The organism is Acinetobacter sp. CAU_H_60 (assembly GCF_058599385.1).
Genome location: NZ_CM178653.1, coordinates 474685 through 494157 on the forward strand (window position 1 = coordinate 474685; position 19473 = coordinate 494157).

Here is a 19473-nt window from a genome sequence, read left to right on the forward strand (position 1 = left end):
TTATTTCCTCATTCTAATAAGAAGGGGGCTTCAGGCAATGTGATCAAGGATCATTGCCTGATGAAACGGACACACAAGCATTTAAGCGGAGACAGCAATGCAAATTTTTTACGATAAAGACTGCGACTTATCTATTATCCAATCTAAGAAAGTAGCAATCATTGGTTATGGTTCACAAGGTCACGCACACGCGCTTAACCTTAAAGATTCTGGTGTTGACGTAACTGTTGGTCTACGCGCGAATTCTACTTCTTGGAAAAAAGCTGAAAACGCTGGTCTTAAAGTTGCTGAAGTTCCTGCTGCTGTAGCTCAAGCTGACGTAGTCATGATCTTGACTCCAGATGAGTTCCAAGCTCAACTTTATCGCGACGTGATCGAGCCAAACATCAAAGAAGGCGCGACTCTTGCATTTGCTCACGGTTTCTCTGTTCTTTATAACCAAGTTGTTCCACGTAAAGACCTAGACGTAATCATGGTTGCGCCTAAAGCTCCTGGTCACACTGTACGTTCTGAATACCAACGTGGTTCAGGTGTTCCTGACTTAATCGCGATCCACCAAGATGCTTCTGGTAACGCACGTAATGTTGCGCTTTCTTACGCTTCAGGTGTAGGTGGCGGCCGTACTGGTATCATCGAAACTTCTTTCCGTGAAGAAACTGAAACTGACCTGTTCGGTGAACAAGCGGTTCTTTGTGGTGGTGCTGTTGAACTGGTTAAAATGGGCTTTGAAACTCTGGTTGAAGCTGGTTATGCACCTGAAATGGCTTACTTCGAATGTTTACACGAACTTAAACTGATCGTTGACTTGATGTTCGAAGGCGGTATTGCTGACATGAACTACTCAGTATCTAACAATGCTGAATACGGCGAATACGTAACTGGCGTTGAAGTAATCAACGAACAGTCTCGTGAAGCAATGCGTAATGCGCTTAAACGTATCCAATCTGGTGAATACGCGAAGATGTTCATCCAGGAAGGTGCGTTGAACTACCCATCTATGACTGCTCGTCGTCGTCAAAACGCTGCACACGGTATTGAACAAACTGGTGCTAAACTGCGTGCGATGATGCCATGGATTCAAGCAAACAAAATCGTTGATAAAGAGAAAAACTAATTTCTTGAATCATTTGATTTGAATGCGAAAACCCACTCACTAGAGTGGGTTTTTTTATATAGTCGAATAATAATTTAAATAAATATAAAAAGATAAGATGAAAGATCGAACTGAATTTTTAATATAGAAAATCATATCTATGCTTGGACTGAAGTAGGAGTAGGTGATCAAGAGTTTGAGCAATATGCATTCGAATTAAAAAATACCAAAACTTCATGGCAGCAAATCCAAACAATTATTTATCGTGATGTATTGTGGGGTAGTTGGCTTTCATTAAGTTTGTGGTTAGCTGTCTTAATTTTAATTTTATTGCTTAGAGCAGCTTTGTTGGTTGACTGGGGATTTGAAGATAAAAGGTTATCTCAAAAAATAAATCATATTCAAAAATGGCAACTATTTTACAAGTTGAATTCATTGGCATGGATCAGGTATTTAATCGGTTATTAGTTGAGCATAAGTATAGTAAAGAAATTGAAAAGGTAGATGGAACAGACATAAAGCATCAGCAAGTTTGATAATGTAAGAAATGCTAAGCTCCCATAAATCAATTCATAAAACAGTCACACTTGAACCCCATACTTAATCAAAAGTATGGATAGTTATATCTCATTAACTTTTAAATGCTTTGAAATAACCAAATTTTGAGTAAGAGCAAGGCAAGAAGCGGCTTCCAGATACATTTTCACCAAAGTCTTGGGCGCTATAACTGCACTATACTCGAAGCACATTCGATCCTTCTCAGGTTTTGTTCAGACTTATTTCAATAAATACCAGTACAAATAAATCATCTATTAACAGTTCAAGGATAGGTCGGATTGAAAGGTTAAAAATATAGTGCAGGAGGCGATGGCCAGCGGTGGAGCAGTGATCGCTAATGATCATGGACGTACTGATTTACAGGTGCAACATGATTGGACAGGTTGGCTGAGTAGGTTGAGATAGTGGCAAGAATTCATCTGTTAGATGTCTGAATTAAGCGATTTATAACGATTACAGAAGGATGCGGACATTAACAAACTAAAAAGGTGAATAGCGATTATCTCATGTGTCAATTTGAACAAGCTCTATTTTTCAGTCGTGCAAAACCTGAAATACAGGGCATAAAACAATAAGAGCTCTACAATGAAATTTCAGAATGCAAAACTAAAATTTTTAGAAATTGATTTAAAAGGCTGTATTTATCTTAATCATTTTTCACATTCAGAACGCATTGCAGCTTTTTTCAAAATCATTAGCCGGTTGGGCAATGGCGTATTCTGGTATTTGATGCTCATTGCCGTCTGGCTGATTCAGGGCCTGATGTATACCTTGCAGATTGTTTATCTGGTGTTTGGCAGTATGGTCGGAACCCTGATTTATAAACTTCTAAAAACCAAAACAGTACGTCCACGTCCTTATCAGGTGCATCAGGTGATTCGGCTCTGTGAGCATCCGCTGGATCATTTTAGTTTTCCTTCGGGACATACCTTGCATGCAGTGATGGTAACCATTGTGCTGGGTTATATTGTGCCTTTTTTACTATTTTTGATGCTGCCATTTGCCATTCTAGTCGCGATCTCCCGAATGGTTTTAGGCTTGCATTATCCAAGTGATGTGGCGGTAGGAGCCATATTGGGCGCACTGGTGGCCACCATGATTGTATTTACGGCACCTTTTTTTAATATCATGTTGTAAAAAATCACGAGATGATCCGGCAAAGACTCGCAGAATTTTGCAGATTTGCTAAAGTACTACATCACAGTAAATAGGCTTAGGAATAGACATGGGTTTACGTTGGACAGATACCCTCGATATCGCGATTGAATTGTATGAAGCGCATCCAGACGTGGATCCGCAATGGGTTCGCTTTACCGACCTGCATGCCTGGGTATGTGCACTTCCTGATTTTGAAGACGATCCAACCAAATCAACCGAAGGGCTTCTGGAAGCCATTCAAATGGCATGGATTGACGAAGCACGTTAATTGCCAATTGAAAAAAGCAATTTTTTTACAGTTTAAAGGCAGAAAAAAGTCCATTATTCGGTATAATGCGGCAAATTTTCATGTCAACAATTGACTTAAGGAGCCAATCATGGCTATTGAACGTACATTATCTATCGTAAAACCAGACGCAGTTGCTAAAAACCACATCGGTGACATCTTTGCTCGTTTCGAAAAAGCAGGTCTTAAAATCGTTGCGACTAAAATGAAACACCTGACTCAAGCTGAAGCTGAAGGCTTCTACGCTGAGCACAAAGAACGTGGTTTCTTCGGTGACCTAGTTGCATTCATGACTTCTGGTCCAGTTGTTGTTTCAGTTCTTGAAGGCGAAAACGCTGTTCTTGCTCACCGTGACATCCTTGGCGCGACTAACCCTAAAGAAGCTGCTCCCGGTACAATCCGTGCAGACTTCGCTGTAAGCATCGATGAAAACGCTGCTCACGGTTCTGACTCTGTAGCATCTGCTGACCGCGAAATTAACTACTTCTTCGCGCAAACTGAGATTGCTCCACGTACTCGTTAATACGCAGTATTCAAACCAGATAAGTGTTATTATACTTATCTGGTTTTTTTATTCTCTGAATAATTCTTTGCTCAGATATTGAGCTTCTCCTTTCATCTTTAGACATGGTTTAGGTATACACATGAGTACTGAAGTGGTCGCTACATCAGCAGTTTCTGATGCACAGCAACAATCTCCGTCCACTCCTGCACAGCAAAATTCTGTGGAAAAAGTGAACTTACTAGGCATGTCACGTCCGCAAATGGAAAAATTCTTCGAAGATATGGGCGAGAAGAAGTTCCGTGCCGGTCAGGTGATGAAATGGATTCATCAGTATTTCGTGACTGATTTTGCCGAGATGACCAATATCTCAGGCAAGCTGCGTGAAAAACTGGAAAAGATTTGTGAAATTAAAGCACCAGAAGTGGTGCATAAAAACTATTCCAAAGACGGTACCCGTAAATGGGTGTTCCGTGTCGGTGATGGTGATGGCTCTTTGGTTGAAACCGTGTTGATTCCGGCAGAAGACAAAACCGGCTCACGTAAGACCCTGTGTATTTCTTCACAAGTGGGCTGTGCTCTGGACTGTTCATTCTGTTCAACCGGTAAGCAAGGTTTCCAGCGTGACTTGACTCAAGCTGAAATCATTGGTCAGTTGTGGATGGCCAACTATTCCTATATGGAAGAAGTGCCTGTGGCTGAGCGTGAGCGTTCAGTGACCAACGTGGTGATGATGGGCATGGGTGAGCCACTCCTGAACTATGACGCTGTATTAAATTCTATGCGCATTATGCTGGATGATTTTGCTTATGGCATGTCTAAACGCCGCGTAACGCTTTCAACGTCTGGTGTCGTGCCGAAAATTGACCAGTTGGCCCAAGATATTGATGTGGCTTTGGCGATTTCATTACACGCAACCAATGACGAGCTGCGTAATGAGCTGGTACCAATCAACAAAAAATATCCATTAGAGCAGCTTATTGCAGCCTGCCAGCGTTACATTACTAAAGATGGTAATGAAAGTGCGCGTAAGCACGTGACCATCGAATACGTGATGCTGGATGGCGTAAATGACAAACCTGAACATGCCCAACAGATGATCAAGCTGCTCAAAGATCTGCCAAGCAAGATTAACCTGATTCCATTTAACCCGTTCCCGCATGCGCCATATGGCCGTTCAAGCCGTAACCGGATTATTTCTTTCCAAAAAACTTTGTCTGATGCCGGTTTTGTGTGTACGATTCGTCAGACACGTGGTGATGATATCGACGCTGCGTGTGGACAACTGGTAGGACAAGTTGCTGACCGTACCCGTCGTGCGGAACAGTGGAAAAAGAAAATTGCGCAGTCCAATGAGATTATGCGCTCACAAGGATAACAAGAGGTCGCCAATTGAGTAATCTGACATCTAAACTTGCTTTGGTTTCAGTAGTATGTGGGTCTTTGGTTTTAACTGCGTGTCAAACACCAGATCTGGGTCAGAAGGATCCGGAAAAAGCCACCAAGGTTCGTACTCAGTTGGCGGTTGAATATCTTAAAAACGGTGATCTGGATTCAGCCAAACGTGCGCTGGATCAGGCACTGGAAACCAATCCGCGTGATTCGCAAGCCAATATGATGATGGGCGTGCTGCTTCAGCAGGAAGGCAGCAAACCTAATCTTGAAAAAGCCGAAGGTTATTTCAAGCGTGCAATTTCGGCAGATCCCAAAAATGCCCAGGCACGAAATAACTATGGCACCTATTTATATCAGCTTGAGCGCTATAAAGATGCGATCGAGCAGTTCGAAATTGCCGGCGCAACTTTAGGTTATGACCAGCGATTTCGTGCCCTTGAAAATATGGGGCGAATTTACCTGAAACAGGGTGATCTGGCGAATGCTGAAAAATCATTCAAACAGGCACTACAGGCTAATCGCGCTTCGTATATATCAATGTTAGAGTTGGCAGAAATTTTTTATCTGAACCAGCAGTTCCCGGCCGCGACTCAAATGTATGAACAGTTTGTGCGTGGTGTGGGGCAGAAAAACCAGAGTGCCCGTGCGCTCTGGATTGGCATTCGCACTGCGCGTGCCAGTGGCGATCAGTTAGGCATGCAGGTATTGGTGAATCAATTACGTGCATTGTTCCCTGAAAGCCCGGAATACCAACGTTATTTGCAATTACAGTACAGTACTGAGGCCGTATGGAAGTAAATCCTAATTCAGATTCGAATAATTCGAGCGTAGCTCCAAACGCGTTAGGAAATGTTCAGCGTCCAGGTGAGTACTTACGCAAGATTCGTATTAATCAGCAACGTGAGCTTGAAGACGTTGCCAAAGAACTCAATATTCCGGTAAAGACCCTGAATGCCTTGGAAAAGGATGATTATAAATCCTTGCCTGAAGCAACCTTTATCAAGGGCTATTACCGCACCTATGCCAAATATCTCGGTGTCGATGCTTCTAGCCTGATTCAGCGTTTTGATGAAATTTATGCCAGTGATACCGGTATGGTCGCAACGCATGCCCTGAAAGATTCTCCAATCAAGATCATGGGTAAATTGCCAGGATCAAAGCGTGATCGTAACCGCAAATGGTTAAAGCGTGGCCTGATTGCACTGGTTATAGTACTGATTTTGGGTGCACTGGTCGCAATGATCCAGAACTGGTCAGAGAGCAGCGAGAATAGTGCCGAAGTTGCGGACACCTCTTCTGATGTCGAAATTTTAAATCTGGATGCCGGTGCTGCCATGTCCGGTGATCAGCTTAAGCTTGATTTTAGCCGTCCGACCTCTGTGCATATTGTAGATGCAGGTGGTAACGTGCTGGCCACTGGCCGTCAGGCGTCTACTTTAGAGCTGAACGGTGAAGCGCCATTCCAGATCCGACTGGATGATGCGACCGCAGTATCACTCAGTTTAAATAATGAAAGTATTGCATTGTCACCTTATACGGTTAACGGAAAAGCAGATTTCCGTTTATCACGTTAATGGTGAGCAGATAGGGCGAAATCATGATCGTAAATCCAATTCAGCGCCGTCCAACACGTAAAATCCGTGTCGGTTCTGTCTATGTCGGTGGTGATGCACCGATCACTGTTCAGTCAATGACCAATACTGAAACCTGTGATGTCGCAGCAACTGTTGCACAAATTCAGCGTTGTGTGGATGCAGGCGCAGACATCATGCGTGTCTCTGTCCCAAGTATGGAAGCAGCAGCGGCTTTCGGTGAAATTCGTAAGCAAGTCGATGTACCACTGGTTGCAGATATTCACTTCGACTATAAGATTGCGCTGGCTGTTGCTGATCTGGGTGCAGACTGTCTGCGTATTAACCCGGGGAATATCGGCTCAGAAGCCAAGATTCGTGAAGTAGTGGCAGCGGCACGTCACAACGACATTTCTATGCGTATTGGCGTGAATGCCGGTTCACTGGAAAAAGATATCCAGAAAAAATATGGCGAGCCAACAGGTGAAGCATTGCTGGAATCTGCGATGCGTCATATCGACATTCTGGATCGTCTGAATTTCCATGAATTTAAAGTATCGGTCAAAGCATCAAACGTGTTTTTGACTATGGATGCTTATCGTCTGCTGTCTAAACAGATTGATAATCCATTGCACTTGGGTGTGACGGAAGCGGGTGTATATCGTACCGGTTCAGTGAAATCAGCGATTGCTTTGGGTGGTCTGCTGATGGAAGGTATTGGCGATACCATGCGTATTTCTCTGGCAGCTGAGCCTGAAGAAGAAATCAAGATTGGTTTTGATATCCTGAAATCGCTGGGCCTTCGTTCTAACGGAATTAACTTTATTGCCTGCCCAAGCTGTTCACGTCAGGAATTTAACGTGATTAAAGTAATGCAGACCCTTGAAGAACGTTTGGAAGATGTCCGTGTTCCGATGGATGTGTCTGTGATTGGCTGTAAAGTGAATGGTCCGGGCGAAGCCAAAGAAGCCGATATTGGTGTAGTAGGTGCAAGTCCGCGCTCACTGGTGTATCGTAATGGTGAAAAGAGCCATTTAATCGATACCAATCAACTGGTTGATGAAATCGAATCAATGGTTCGTCAACGTGTTTCCGAGCTTGAAGAAGCCAAATCAAAAGAAATTATTCGCACAAGTTTTTCTGAGTAGATCATGAGTTCAATCGTCGCAATCAAAGGTTTTAATGACATTCTCCCAACGCAAACCCCAGCTTGGAGACGTCTTGAACAGCATCTGTCAGGTCTGATGGATGCCTATGGCTATCAACAAATCCGTTTGCCGATGGTTGAACAGACCAATCTGTTTAAACGTTCGATCGGTGATGCCACAGATATCGTTGAAAAAGAAATGTACACCTTTCTGGACAAAGGTAATCCGCCTGAGTCTCTGACTTTACGTCCTGAAGGAACAGCAGGCTGTGTACGTGCGATGCTGGAACATAACCTGCTTCGTGGTGCAACACCGAAAGTGTGGTATATCGGACCGATGTTCCGTTATGAAAAACCGCAAAAAGGCCGTTATCGTCAGTTCCACCAGTTTGGTGTAGAAACCTTTGGTGTGGCAACGCCTGATCAGGATGCAGAATTGATTCTGATGACAGCACGTCTTTGGAAACGTATGGGCGTTGCTGACAAAGTTCAACTCGAACTGAATACATTGGGCGAGTCTGACGAACGTGCGAATTACCGTGCGGCACTGGTAGAGTTCCTGCAGGCGCATAAGGCTGATCTGGATGAAGACTCACAACGCCGTCTGACGACTAATCCACTGCGTATTCTGGATTCTAAAGATGCCAAAACTCAAAGTATCCTAGAAAATGCGCCAAAACTTCACGACTTTATGGGTGAAGAAACACTGGCACACTTTAACCAGTTGCAACAGTATTTATCAGATGCCGGTATCAGCTTTGTCATCAATCAGAAACTGGTACGTGGTCTGGATTATTACAACAAAACTGTATTTGAATGGACCACGACTCACTTGGGTTCACAAGGTACTGTGTGTGCCGGTGGTCGTTACGACGGCTTGGTCGGTCAATTGAAAGGCAAAGCGGATCAATCTGTGCCTGCAGTTGGTTTCGCGATGGGGATGGAGCGTTTATTGCTTCTACTGGAACAGGTTGAAGACAATACGCCAGTACGTGATTGCGAAGTATTCCTGGTTGCCGATCCTGCTTCTCAAGGTAAAGCGCTGGTATTGGCCGAACAGATTCGTGATCAATTGGAAGCTGCAGGCAGTAACATTCGTTTGAAAGTCGGCTCTCAAGGTTCAATGAAATCGCAAATGAAAAAAGCCGATCAGGCCGGTGCTTTATATGCAGCCATTATCGGTGAGCGTGAACTTGAAGCACAAAGCTTTACGGTGAAAGAGCTGGCGACTGCAGAGCAATCTACTGTGCCATTTGCTGACTTTGTCGCATTTTTCAGTACTAAAATTTCTTCAAAATAATCGATAAAACATTAGGAAAAAGGTAATCGCATGAGCGCAATGACTGATGATGAACAACTTGAAAGTTTAAAATCCTTCACGAAGAAGTATGGTTCTTCGATCATTATCGGGATTCTAGTTGCGCTGATTGCCTTTTTCGGATGGGAATATTGGCAGAAGAAAAACCTGGCGGAATCGCAAATGCAGACTGCCAAGGTTCAGCAACTGATGGATGAAGCACAGGCTGCAGATGGTGATGCTTTTGCCAAGCTATCTGAAACTGCAGACAAGATTGTCAAAGAAGCGCCAGATTCAGCTCAAGCGATTCAAACCCAGTTGGTCATGGCGAAACTGGCTTATGACAAGCAGGATTACGCTGCCGCTGAGAAAGCATTACAAAAAGTTGAAAACTCTAAAGTTGATGATAAAGGCCTGGTTCAGGTCGTTAAATTGCGTCTGGCTTATGCACAATTAGCACAGAAAAAATATGATGCAGCCCTGAAAACTTTGGATGCAGTGACTGAACCTGCATTTAAAGCAACTGCTGATGAAGCACGTGGCGATATCTATGTTGCCAAAAATGATATTGAAAATGCCAAAAAAGTATATCAAAGTGCATGGGATGCTTTGATTGAACGTAAAGAAGAACGTCAAATTTTACAAATTAAGCTCGAAAGCGTAGGCGTGTTGGTCGATGACCCGGAAATCGAACGCCCAATTATAGAAACACAAGTGGAAGAAGCTGAATGAACAGAACATATAAAATCACCTGTGCTTTAACTGTTTTAACTCTTGCACTCGCTGGCTGTGCGGGTAAGACCAATAAAGTACCAGAAGTAAAACCGAATCCACTTCCAAAAATCAGTCAGACTAAAACACTTGTTCCTGTATTTTCGACCAGTGTTTCTTCAACAGAGAAGGCTGATCCGCTACGTTTACGTCTGGATGCGGATAACGGAGTCGTATTTGCGATCGACCCTAAGGGTGAAGTCACTGCTTTTAATGGCAAGCAGCGCCTGTGGCAGAAAAAAGTCAGCAAAGATACGTTAAGCTCTGGCGTTGAAGCCGCTGATGGGATCGTGGTGGTTGGCAGCAACAAAGGTCAACTGATCGCACTGGATCAGCAGACTGGCGAACAACGCTGGACTGCACAATTGACTGGTGCCATCTTGGCGCCTTCACTGATTCATGCAGGTCGCGTAATTACTGTCACTAATGACGGTACTGTATATGCCCACGAAGTGGCTTCAGGCGCTCAGGTCTGGACTTACGATTTACCGAATGTCCAGTTTAGTCTGCGTGGCATGGCGGCTCCGGTGCCTTTAGATGCACGTAATGTATTGATTGCGACTTCAAATGCTTATATCTATGCAATTGATGCCTTAAGTGGTGTGCCTAAATTGCAGCGCCGTGTTGCGATCTCGGATGGCCGTTCGGACATTCAGCGTTTGATCGATATTGATGGTGATCCAGTAGTAGCGGGTCAGTTTATTGTGACCACCAGCTATCAAGGTCAGGTGACTGTATTTGATCTGGCTTCACAACAGGTGATCTGGAGTGAAGATGCCAGCAGTATCCAGCGTCCGGAAGTGGTTGGCAATGGCGTCTTCGTTGCCCAAACCGATGGTAAAATCAGTGCTTATGAAATTACCACTGGCCAGCCTTTATGGGAAAATGATCAGTTGTTGAATCGTCAGCTGAGCAATCCGGTAATGCTCGGAACTGAGCTTGTCGTAGGTGATCTGGACGGAGTATTGCACCTATTAGATCCATCGACAGGGCAGATTATTGGCCGTGCCAAAACCTCTGGTGAAGTGCGTCATTTACGCGTAATTGACAACCAGCTCTATGTTTCTACACGCAAGGGTGCATTAAGCATCTGGCAGAATCGTTAATTTTTGTTTGGCTTATGCTAAAATAAGCCAACCGTATTTTTTACGCGGGGTGATTGAATGTTCAATGCCCCGTGTTTTTATTTATTTTAGGCTTTAATCCTATTCCCTTTTTCTTCCAAAACTTTCTGATGTTCAGGCCATTTTTAGACAGCCTGATATTGAATAAAGGTTAATCTATGAAACCCGTAATTGCGCTCATTGGTCGTCCGAACGTCGGAAAATCAACTCTGTTTAACCAGATAACCAAGAGCCGTGACGCATTGGTAGCAGACTTTGCAGGTCTGACACGCGACCGTAAATATGGTGATGCGATCTATCAAAACAAATCTTTCATTGTCGTGGATACTGGTGGTATCGGTGAAAATGAAGGCGGCATTGACTCCTACATGGCTGAGCAGTCTAAAACTGCGATCCATGAAGCCGACATGATTATTTTTGTGGTCGATGCACGTGCAGGACTTCTGGCATCTGATGAACAGATCGCTCGTGAACTGCGTACTTTGGGCAAGAAAGTTTTCCTTGTAGCTAACAAAGTTGATGGCGTACATGCTGAAGCTGCTCTAGTCGAGTTTTATAAACTCGGTATGGGCGAGCCGATGCAAGTGGCTGCCAGCCACGGCCGTGGTGTACAGCAAATGCTGGAAGAAGTACTTGAAGATGTGCCTGAAGATGAAAGTCCGGAAGAACATGACAAGAATACTGGTCTACGTCTTGCAATTATTGGTCGTCCAAACGTAGGTAAATCGACACTAGTAAACCGTCTATTGGGTGAAGAGCGTGTTGTAGCGTTTGACCAGCCAGGAACGACGCGTGACTCAATCTATATTCCTTTTGAGCGTGATGGTCGTCAATACACCCTGATTGATACCGCTGGGGTACGCCGTAAAGGTAAGGTTGATGAAATGATTGAGAAATTCTCAATCGTGAAAACCTTGCAGGCGATGAAAGATGCGCACGTAGTGGTGATCGTGGTGGATGCCCGTGAAGGCATTGTAGAGCAGGATTTGCACCTGATCGGTTATGCATTGGAAGCTGGCCGTGCCATGGTGATTGCGATCAATAAATGGGACAACATGTCCGAATATGATCGTAAACAATGTAAGCTCGATGTGGAGCGTCGTTTTGACTTTATTCCTTGGGCGAAAATCCATTTGATTTCTGCGCTACACGGTACAGGTGTCGGTGAGATGTATCCATCGATTCACCGTGCTTATGATTCTTCACATCTGAAAGTATCACCAGCGAAGTTGACCCAGATCCTGAATGATGCCACTGAAGCACACCAACCGCCTACTGTACAAGGTCGTCGTATCAAGATGCGTTATGCGCATATGGGCGGACAGAATCCACCGACTATCGTGGTTCATGGTAATAAGGTAGATAAGACACCTGCAGATTATCGCCGTTACCTGGAAAACGTATTCCGTAAAGTGTACAAACTTGAAGGTACACCGGTAAAAATTGAATTTAAAACTTCAGAGAACCCGTTTGAAGGTCGCAAGTCACAACTGGACGAACGTACTGCTGCGCGTCGCCGTCGTTATGTACAGAAATTCAAGAAAGCTGAGAAAAAATTTAAACGTGGTTAATTGTCATATTTAAATAAAAAAGCCTGCGAAAGCAGGCTTTTTTATTTATTCATATGTCCCGTCCTGAAATAAGTTTACACCTTAAGAGACTTATTTTATGGAACATGCACAAGAACAACGAGTTAAACGCACACAACGTGATTATAGCTTCGCCTTTAAAATGATGGTTGTACATGAAGTAGAAAAAGGGCAAATTACTTATAAACAAGCTCAGGCAAAATATGGTATTCAAGGAAGATCAACTGTGCTGGTATGGTTACGCAAGCACGGACAACAGGACTGGACTTCGAATATGCCGACTTCTTCTAAACGCCAATTAACCCCCCAACAACGAATCCGCCAATTAGAAAAGCAGTTAGCCGCAGAAAAGCTTAAAACTGAATTTATTCAGGATGTGATTTATCACATTGATAAAGAATGTGGGACTGATCTTGGAAAAAAGTATACCGAGCACGTTTCAAAGATTGGCAAAGCCAAAGAAGACTAAGCGTTTCACGTTATTGTCAGTGGTTGGGAATCACCCGACAAGCTTATTATCAAGCAGAAAAACGTGCTCAAATGGCTGCACAAGCAACTGAACAAATACTTGAGTTGGTTATGGAATATCGTTGTCTCATGCCAAGTATCGGAACACGTAAGCTGTATTGGCTTATTAAAGGCAAATTGTTGCAGCGTGGTTTAAAGTGTGGACGGGATCAGTTATTTAAAATATTGAAAGAGCATAATTTATTGATTCGCCCCAAGCGTCGCTATACAAAAACTACGGATAGCAAGCATTGGATGAAGAAGCATCCAAATTTATTAAAGGATTATTCAGCAGTGCAAGCCAACGAAGTCTTTGTTAGTGATATTACTTATGTTGAGAGTGCTGAAGGCGTACATTATTTATCCTTAGTGACAGATGCTTATACCCGTCAGATTAAAGGTTATAAGTTATCGAATGATATGCATGCGGAGAATGTTGTGCAGGCTCTACATATGGCGATGCAGCATGTGACGGATCGAGCGACAAGGATGATTCATCATTCAGACAGAGGCTCTCAGTATTGCTCTGAACTATATCAATCGGCATTACGCCATTATGGGGTATGTCCTTCTATGACAGATGGAGGAGACTGTTACCAGAATGCATTAGCAGAGCGGATTAATGGAATATTAAAGCAGGAGTTTTTAATTACACGATGTCAAACCATGAAGGAGTTAGATCACTTAATTGCGGAATCTATTATGATTTATAATTGCTATAGACCACATTTAAGTTTAAATATGAACACCCCGAATCAGACGTATGAGCAAACTAAAACCGAGCTAATTGCTTAACTCGGTTTGAAGTGGAATACTGTCAATCTATTTCAGGACAAGACAATATTTTAGATTGAGCATTTTTTTGCTTTTTGATAAATACGGATATTTTCAAGATTAGCTAAAGCTACGTCAGCATCGGCTTGAGAAGCAGCAATATTATTTTGATTATTATTACCAGTAAAAGCATTGGTGATTTCAGTTGCGCGCGCAACTGTTTGTGATTGACCTGCAAAAGCAGATAGTGCACCACTTGCAATGCCTGCCAATTTAGAAACAGGATTATTGGCTTGAGCATTCGCTTGGTTGAGTGCATTTTGACTTGCTTCTAAGGTACGTTCAAAACTGCGCGCCTCTACTGCCAAATCTGTACAATCTAAACCTTTTAAGTACGTTGTTGAGTAGACACCATTATTTTGATTTGAAGCATTATTATAATTGGAAGCATAAGCACGATCTGCACGTGCAACAGCAGCATTCGCCTGTGCGCGGCTACGTTCCATATTTGCTTCAGCCTGATCCATGATTGCGCCGTTTCTAGCTCCCATCACTGCAGTAGCAGCTTCTAGCCAGGAGCCAGCTTGTGTTGAAAATGATAGTACAGCAATTGTCGTACTGAGTATGATTCGCTTAAACATATGACCCTCTGTTTTTCTATGTATAAAATTGTAGTTGGATTGTAACTATTTTTTATTCGATTAAAAATAGCTTGAAAGCTCAATTATTTATTTTGATTTACAGTATATTTTATTGTTTTATTTAAGTTTTATTAAAATATATTTTAAGATATTACCTATAGTTTGTTAGAAAGGCAATCAGGTTGATTTATACTGAAGGCCCTAAAAGTAACATTTTTTATAAGGGCGACTATTTTTGAAGTCTATTATTCATATTGATTGGGTCGCGCTGGCACCACGACTTAGGCATTTACAAGACTTAGATCGAAAAACCTATATTCAGCAGCGTAAACAATTAATTTATAGCTATCGTAATCAGTTGCTAGCTGCACATTTAGGTTGTGTTATTGACCAGCAGGACTTTACTACAACCGAATACGGCAAATCCTATCTTCCAGCCCATCCAGACTTTGGTTTTAATCATACGCATAGCCAAAACTTTTATGGATTAGCAACAAGCAAACATATTCAGAATTTGGGAATCGACATTGAAGAGCTGAATCGAAATGTACGTTTTGAAGCCCTAGCCCAACACGCTTTTCATCCTGAAGAGCTGAAACAGTGGCAGGCATTAGATTACGATCCTGAATACTGGTTTAAAGTCTGGACCACCAAAGAGGCGGTCCTAAAAGCGTCAGGACTCGGAATCCGGATGAACCTGAATGAACTGAATACCCAAATCCATCCACATCAGGATGGGGGGCGTTGTGAACATCCAGAAATTGGAATTTATGCCTATCAAAATTATATTTTAGCGGGCTGCATGCTCACTGTGGCCTGGCAAAGCGAGCATTCCTGTAAAGGTCTAAGATTTCCAATGATTCAGATTCATCAAGCTGTTTGAAAGTAGAGTAAGCCCAAAATATTTCTTATTGTTTGGCAATCATTAAATTACTCAGCCGGTTAACGAACTGTGGGCTCATTCGAGATAAATGGAATAAAAATTTACTCTTGAATCCGACCGGATGATGCGTCACTTGCCAGATGGAGTCCTTTAATTGTGCCAATTTGAAAATATCTTGTGCAACATCCTCAGCTTTCAAATGCACACCCATTTTTTTGATACTTTTAGCCTGCATATCTTTCACCATTGCAGTGCTAACAAAAAGGGGCATCACATCGAATACCCGAATCCCATATTTTTGCCATTCAATATCTAAGCCTTCAGTCAAACCACGAACCGCAAATTTGCTGGTTGCATAGGAAGCCAGATCCGCTTGGCCATAAATCGCTGAGGCTGAAGACAGGTTAATGACCCGAGCAAAGGAAGCCTGCTTTAAATAGGGCAAAGCAGCATGACAGCCATTCAGAACGCCTTTGATATTCACGTCAAGGGTGCGATAGTGGTCTGTAATATTCGTTTCTTCAAAAGGACCGGAATATAAAATCCCGGCATTATTTACCAGAATATTGATTTCACCGGCCCAGGGTGCGAATTCAGATAGAGCGGTTTCCCAAGAAGCATAATCGGTCACATCCAGAAAACCGGCTTTGGCATGCTCACCGAGTTGCTGGGCCAATTGTTCTGCCTGTTCAAGATTAATATCATAAATTCCGACTTTATACCCTTGCTGATAAAATAGCTTGGCTGTCGCGGCACCGATTCCTTGTGCAGCACCACTAATCAATATACTGTGCATGTGCTTGATCTCCTTATTGTCTTTTTTTCTTGAGCATAGCAAGAAACAGGCAAAATAATGCGGCTATTTGGTAAAGAAGAGGTTTTACGGTGGAACAATTACTCCAAGTCATGCGTGAGTTACGTGAAAAATGTCCATGGGATCAGCAGCAGACTCCCGAATCTCTGACCAAATATGCGATTGAGGAAGCCTATGAAGTAGAAGCGGCGGTGCGCTCTGGCCAAGCTGATGAGGTGCGGGATGAGCTGGGTGATCTGCTCTTACAGGTCGTGTTTCAGTCACAAATGTATAGCGAGCAGGGCGCTTTTGATTTTCAGGATGTGGTACAGGCGATTACCGATAAACTGATCCGACGCCATCCGCATGTATTTCAGGCTGAACAGTTTGCACAGCTGAGCCCTGAAGATGTCTCGGTGCTCTGGAAAGAAATCAAGCAGAAAGAAAAACAGGGTAAGCCACGTTCACGTTTGGATGAGGTTAAGCATGCGCCCGCACTGCAACAGGCGGATGAGATCCAGAAAAATGTCGCCAAAATCGGCTTTGATTTTCCAGATGTCGCAGGTGCCTATGGCAAGCTGGAAGAAGAACTGGCTGAACTCAAGGAAGCCGTTGCTGGACAAAATTCCGATGAAATACTCGAAGAATTTGGAGACTGCTTATTTTCACTGGTGAATGTTGGTCGTAAACTTGGTGTCTCAAGCGAGATGGCATTATTGGGCACGATCCATAAATTCCGGACCCGCTTTGCCCTGATGGAAGATCGGGCAGAACAACAGCAACTCAATCTGGAAAGCCTGTCATTGGCTGAATTGGATCAGCTCTGGGAACAGGCCAAATTAGAATTAAAACAAAGAGCCGCTCATGAACAAAGTACAACATCGCATAGGTCCAGTATGGATTAATACTGTCCTGCTAGGCATTTGGCTGGCCTATACTTCAATTGGCACAGTACACGCAACTGCAACTGATTATGCAGAATGGAAAGTACGTCAGCAGCAACATGATGCACGCCTGAAGAAGAAAGTTGCTGCTACACCACCTTCTGAAAACAATCATTATCTGGCTAAACCTGCATTATCCGCCTCTTCAGCTGCTGATAAAATTAATCTGAATCAGGCCGGTATTGAGCAGTTACAGCAGTTAAATGGCATCGGACAGAAGAAAGCGGAAGCGATCATTGAATACCGGCGGAAAAACGGTAAATTTAAAACAATTGAAGATATTCAACAGGTCAAAGGAATTGGGCCGGCCTTATTTGCCAAAAACAAGGATAAACTGGCTTTGTAACCCTGCTGAATTTATTGTAAATAAGCCATCCATCTGAACCATGAGAATGACATAATCAAATTGCCCTTTAGCGGTGTAAGCGATATGATTAGCGTCATCTTAGAATTTTACGTTCAGACGTAGGAGACAGCGTCTTTTGCAAACTTTGCGCGCGTCAAAATGTGGTTTATCAACCGCTCAATTACCTTCTTATATTCTCGATGTGATTGATGCCTTAACCAAGGCAGGCTATGAAGCTTATATCGTAGGTGGTGGTGTCCGGGATCTGATGCTGGGTTTAAATCCCAAAGATTTCGATGCAGTGACCAATGCTACACCAGCTCAGGTTAAAGAAGTGTTCGGACGGCGTTGCCGGATTATCGGACGACGTTTCGAGCTGGCGCATGTCTATTCGGGCCGTGAACTGGTTGAAGTGGCAACTTTCCGTGCGCCTCCTAAAAAAGCAGTGACCTCTGCAGCAGGGATGATTCTGCGCGATAATAACTGGGGCACCATTGAGCAGGATTTTGCTCGTCGAGATTTTTCAATCAATGCCATGTATTACCAGCCACGCAAAGGTATCGTGCTGGATTTTTGTAATGCAGTAGATGATATTAAACATAAAACCCTGCGTTTACTGGGTGATCCGACTTTAAGATTTGAAGAAGATCCAGTCCGGATGCTGCGAACTTTACGTTTTGCAGCCAAACTCAATTTCAGTATTGATGAAGCCATTCTGGATATTTTCACTCCGGAAATGACCCAGCTTCTACGTGATGTGTCTCCACACCGTCTCTATGATGAATCGCAAAAGCTATTCACTATGGGACATCTGAATCGTGTGATGCCAATGCTGATCGATTTTGGCATCTGGCGTCAGCTGTTTGCCGATATCAAGCCAGACATTACTGCATTTATTGAACTGGCAGCAAAAAATACCGATCAGCGTATTTCAATTGGCAAGACCATCAACCCGGCTTTCTTCTATGCGGTATTGTTGTGGCAACCGTTCCTGGAGCGCTGTGATTTCTATCTGTCCAAAGGTGTGGTACCTGCGGAAGCACGTGCGCAGGCAGGACTGGATGTACTGAAACGTCAGGCTACCCGTACTGTGATTCCACGCTTTGCGGAAACTTTCATTCGTGAAGTCTGGGAAATGCAAACCCGCTTGCTCAATCCAAAACCGCAACAGATTGAAGCATTATCAGGTCATGCACGTTTCCGTGCCGGCTTTGACTTTTTGTTGCTGCGTGAAAAATCAGGCGATGAAACTGCACAGGGTATGGGAAGCTGGTGGGAAGCCTATCAGCAAATGGGCAGCGATGAAAAAGAGCGTGCCATTGCCCAATATAACCGTCAGCGTGCCAAGAGCCGTCGTAAGGCTTCTCAGGAAGAACATCTGGAACAGCGTCTGGCTGCACAAGATGTAGCAACTGAGATTGAACCTCTGGTGAATGAGCCGGAACCACGTAGCCGTCGTGCACGTAAAGCCAAATTTGAGAATGAGCGTAGCAAACCGGTTTCTCATGTGGCGGCCAGTGCCAGCGGTGACATTGGGGCAGACCATCCAATTACCAAGCGTAAACGGGTGCAGCGTGATTTAAGCCAGGTTATTTTTGGGCCTACACAATGACAGTGACCTATATCGGTTTAGGAAGTAACCTGGGCGATTCACGCCAGATTCTGGCTGAAGCCGTGCAAAAGCTGGCAAGTCTGGGGCAGGTCAAAACCTCGCATCTGTATCAAAGCCCACCTATGGGGCCACAAGATCAGCCGAATTATTTTAATGCTGTCGTACAGCTAATTACGGATTTGGCACCGCTGGATCTGCTGGATCGTCTGCAAGCCTTCGAACAGGAAGCTGGGCGTGTACGTCTACGTCATTGGGGTGAACGTACCTTGGATCTGGATCTGCTGATCTACGGTGATGAACAAATTCAAAATGAACGTTTAACCGTGCCGCATGTGGGCGTGCTGGAACGTGATTTTGTATTGGTGCCATTACTGGATATTGATGCCAACTTGCAGATGAATGGAAACACATTAAAAGACCTAGACATCGTCAAGCAATCAACCTTAACGGTTTTTGACCGCACGAATTGGGCAAATATTTAA

The 19473-nt window shown here is 43.7% G+C and carries 20 protein-coding genes; 18 read left to right on the forward strand and 2 right to left on the reverse strand.

The features are described 5' to 3' along the window. Positions 1 to 97 precede the first annotated feature (97 nt). The 13 genes from ilvC (at position 98) to AC4MBN_RS02250 (ending at position 13793) form a co-directional block, all read left to right on the forward strand. A complete protein-coding gene (ilvC, locus tag AC4MBN_RS02190; protein WP_005232140.1) occupies positions 98 to 1114 on the forward strand; it encodes a ketol-acid reductoisomerase in 1017 nt (338 codons plus the stop codon). A gap of 1122 nt (positions 1115 to 2236) precedes the next feature. After that, positions 2237 to 2788: a phosphatase PAP2 family protein gene (locus AC4MBN_RS02195; protein WP_004782094.1), complete on the forward strand. Its 552-nt coding sequence runs from the start codon at positions 2237 to 2239 to the stop codon at positions 2786 to 2788. Positions 2789 to 2876: 88 nt separating this feature from the next. After that, entirely contained in the window at positions 2877 to 3077 is a 201-nt protein-coding gene (iscX, locus tag AC4MBN_RS02200; RefSeq protein WP_005232138.1) for a Fe-S cluster assembly protein IscX, read from the forward strand. A 109-nt stretch (positions 3078 to 3186) separates the two neighbouring features. Further along, on the forward strand, positions 3187 to 3618 hold the full coding sequence (gene ndk, locus AC4MBN_RS02205) for a nucleoside-diphosphate kinase (protein ID WP_004782097.1): 432 nt from the start codon (positions 3187 to 3189) through the stop codon (positions 3616 to 3618). A 121-nt stretch (positions 3619 to 3739) separates the two neighbouring features. Continuing rightward, positions 3740 to 4975 carry a dual-specificity RNA methyltransferase RlmN gene (gene rlmN / locus AC4MBN_RS02210; protein ID WP_005232136.1) on the forward strand — a complete coding sequence of 412 codons (1236 nt, stop codon included), beginning with the start codon at positions 3740 to 3742 and terminating at the stop codon, positions 4973 to 4975. 14 nt (positions 4976 to 4989) lie between these two features. After that, on the forward strand, positions 4990 to 5790 hold the full coding sequence (gene pilW, locus AC4MBN_RS02215; RefSeq protein WP_004782101.1) for a type IV pilus biogenesis/stability protein PilW: 801 nt from the start codon (positions 4990 to 4992) through the stop codon (positions 5788 to 5790). After that, a complete protein-coding gene (locus AC4MBN_RS02220; RefSeq protein WP_419374815.1) occupies positions 5781 to 6566 on the forward strand; it encodes a RodZ domain-containing protein in 786 nt (261 codons plus the stop codon). Before pilW ends, AC4MBN_RS02220 begins: the two co-directional genes overlap by 10 nt. Before the next feature lie 23 nt (positions 6567 to 6589). Further along, positions 6590 to 7711 (forward strand): flavodoxin-dependent (E)-4-hydroxy-3-methylbut-2-enyl-diphosphate synthase, encoded by a 1122-nt coding sequence (ispG, locus tag AC4MBN_RS02225; protein WP_004782104.1) that lies wholly within the window; start codon positions 6590 to 6592, stop codon positions 7709 to 7711. Positions 7712 to 7714: 3 nt separating this feature from the next. Continuing rightward, positions 7715 to 9010, forward strand: coding sequence for a histidine--tRNA ligase (gene hisS / locus AC4MBN_RS02230; protein WP_419363604.1), 1296 nt, complete (start codon positions 7715 to 7717; stop codon positions 9008 to 9010). Between the two features lie 30 nt (positions 9011 to 9040). Continuing rightward, positions 9041 to 9739: a YfgM family protein gene (locus AC4MBN_RS02235; protein WP_005232125.1), complete on the forward strand. Its 699-nt coding sequence runs from the start codon at positions 9041 to 9043 to the stop codon at positions 9737 to 9739. Continuing rightward, a complete protein-coding gene (gene bamB / locus AC4MBN_RS02240; RefSeq protein WP_180002361.1) occupies positions 9736 to 10884 on the forward strand; it encodes an outer membrane protein assembly factor BamB in 1149 nt (382 codons plus the stop codon). Before AC4MBN_RS02235 ends, bamB begins: the two co-directional genes overlap by 4 nt. A gap of 176 nt (positions 10885 to 11060) precedes the next feature. Then, on the forward strand, positions 11061 to 12473 hold the full coding sequence (gene der / locus AC4MBN_RS02245) for a ribosome biogenesis GTPase Der (RefSeq protein WP_004782108.1): 1413 nt from the start codon (positions 11061 to 11063) through the stop codon (positions 12471 to 12473). A 97-nt stretch (positions 12474 to 12570) separates the two neighbouring features. Further along, positions 12571 to 13793, forward strand: a protein-coding gene (locus AC4MBN_RS02250) for an IS3 family transposase (protein WP_491880288.1) whose coding sequence is annotated in 2 segments (ribosomal slippage) — positions 12571 to 12907 and positions 12907 to 13793 — 1224 coding nt in all. Because the reading frame shifts where the segments join, the coding sequence is not laid out codon by codon here. A gap of 50 nt (positions 13794 to 13843) precedes the next feature. On the opposite strand, the gene AC4MBN_RS02255 is transcribed toward AC4MBN_RS02250, so the two are convergent. Continuing rightward, positions 13844 to 14413, reverse strand: a complete 570-nt coding sequence (locus tag AC4MBN_RS02255; protein WP_491880578.1) for a hypothetical protein — start codon at positions 14411 to 14413, stop codon at positions 13844 to 13846. A 268-nt stretch (positions 14414 to 14681) separates the two neighbouring features. Between AC4MBN_RS02255 and AC4MBN_RS02260 the strand changes: the two genes are divergently transcribed. Further along, positions 14682 to 15296: a 4'-phosphopantetheinyl transferase family protein gene (locus AC4MBN_RS02260; RefSeq protein ID WP_491880936.1), complete on the forward strand. Its 615-nt coding sequence runs from the start codon at positions 14682 to 14684 to the stop codon at positions 15294 to 15296. 25 nt (positions 15297 to 15321) lie between these two features. Here the strand turns inward: AC4MBN_RS02260 and AC4MBN_RS02265 are convergent, their stop codons facing one another. Next, positions 15322 to 16092, reverse strand: a complete 771-nt coding sequence (locus AC4MBN_RS02265; protein WP_491880579.1) for an SDR family oxidoreductase — start codon at positions 16090 to 16092, stop codon at positions 15322 to 15324. Positions 16093 to 16181: 89 nt separating this feature from the next. On the opposite strand from AC4MBN_RS02265, the gene mazG reads away from it, so the two are divergent. The 4 genes from mazG to folK all read left to right on the forward strand — a co-directional run bounded on the left by mazG (position 16182) and on the right by folK (position 19473). Beyond that, entirely contained in the window at positions 16182 to 16994 is an 813-nt protein-coding gene (gene mazG, locus AC4MBN_RS02270; RefSeq protein ID WP_491880580.1) for a nucleoside triphosphate pyrophosphohydrolase, read from the forward strand. After that, positions 16954 to 17379, forward strand: a complete 426-nt coding sequence (locus AC4MBN_RS02275) for a ComEA family DNA-binding protein (protein WP_419363594.1) — start codon at positions 16954 to 16956, stop codon at positions 17377 to 17379. The genes mazG and AC4MBN_RS02275 overlap by 41 nt, the downstream gene beginning before the upstream one ends. 136 nt (positions 17380 to 17515) lie before the next feature. Continuing rightward, complete coding sequence (pcnB, locus tag AC4MBN_RS02280) at positions 17516 to 18991, forward strand: polynucleotide adenylyltransferase PcnB (protein WP_419363592.1); 1476 nt, start codon at positions 17516 to 17518, stop codon at positions 18989 to 18991. After that, positions 18988 to 19473, forward strand: a complete 486-nt coding sequence (folK, locus tag AC4MBN_RS02285) for a 2-amino-4-hydroxy-6-hydroxymethyldihydropteridine diphosphokinase (RefSeq protein WP_419363590.1) — start codon at positions 18988 to 18990, stop codon at positions 19471 to 19473. The genes pcnB and folK overlap by 4 nt, the downstream gene beginning before the upstream one ends.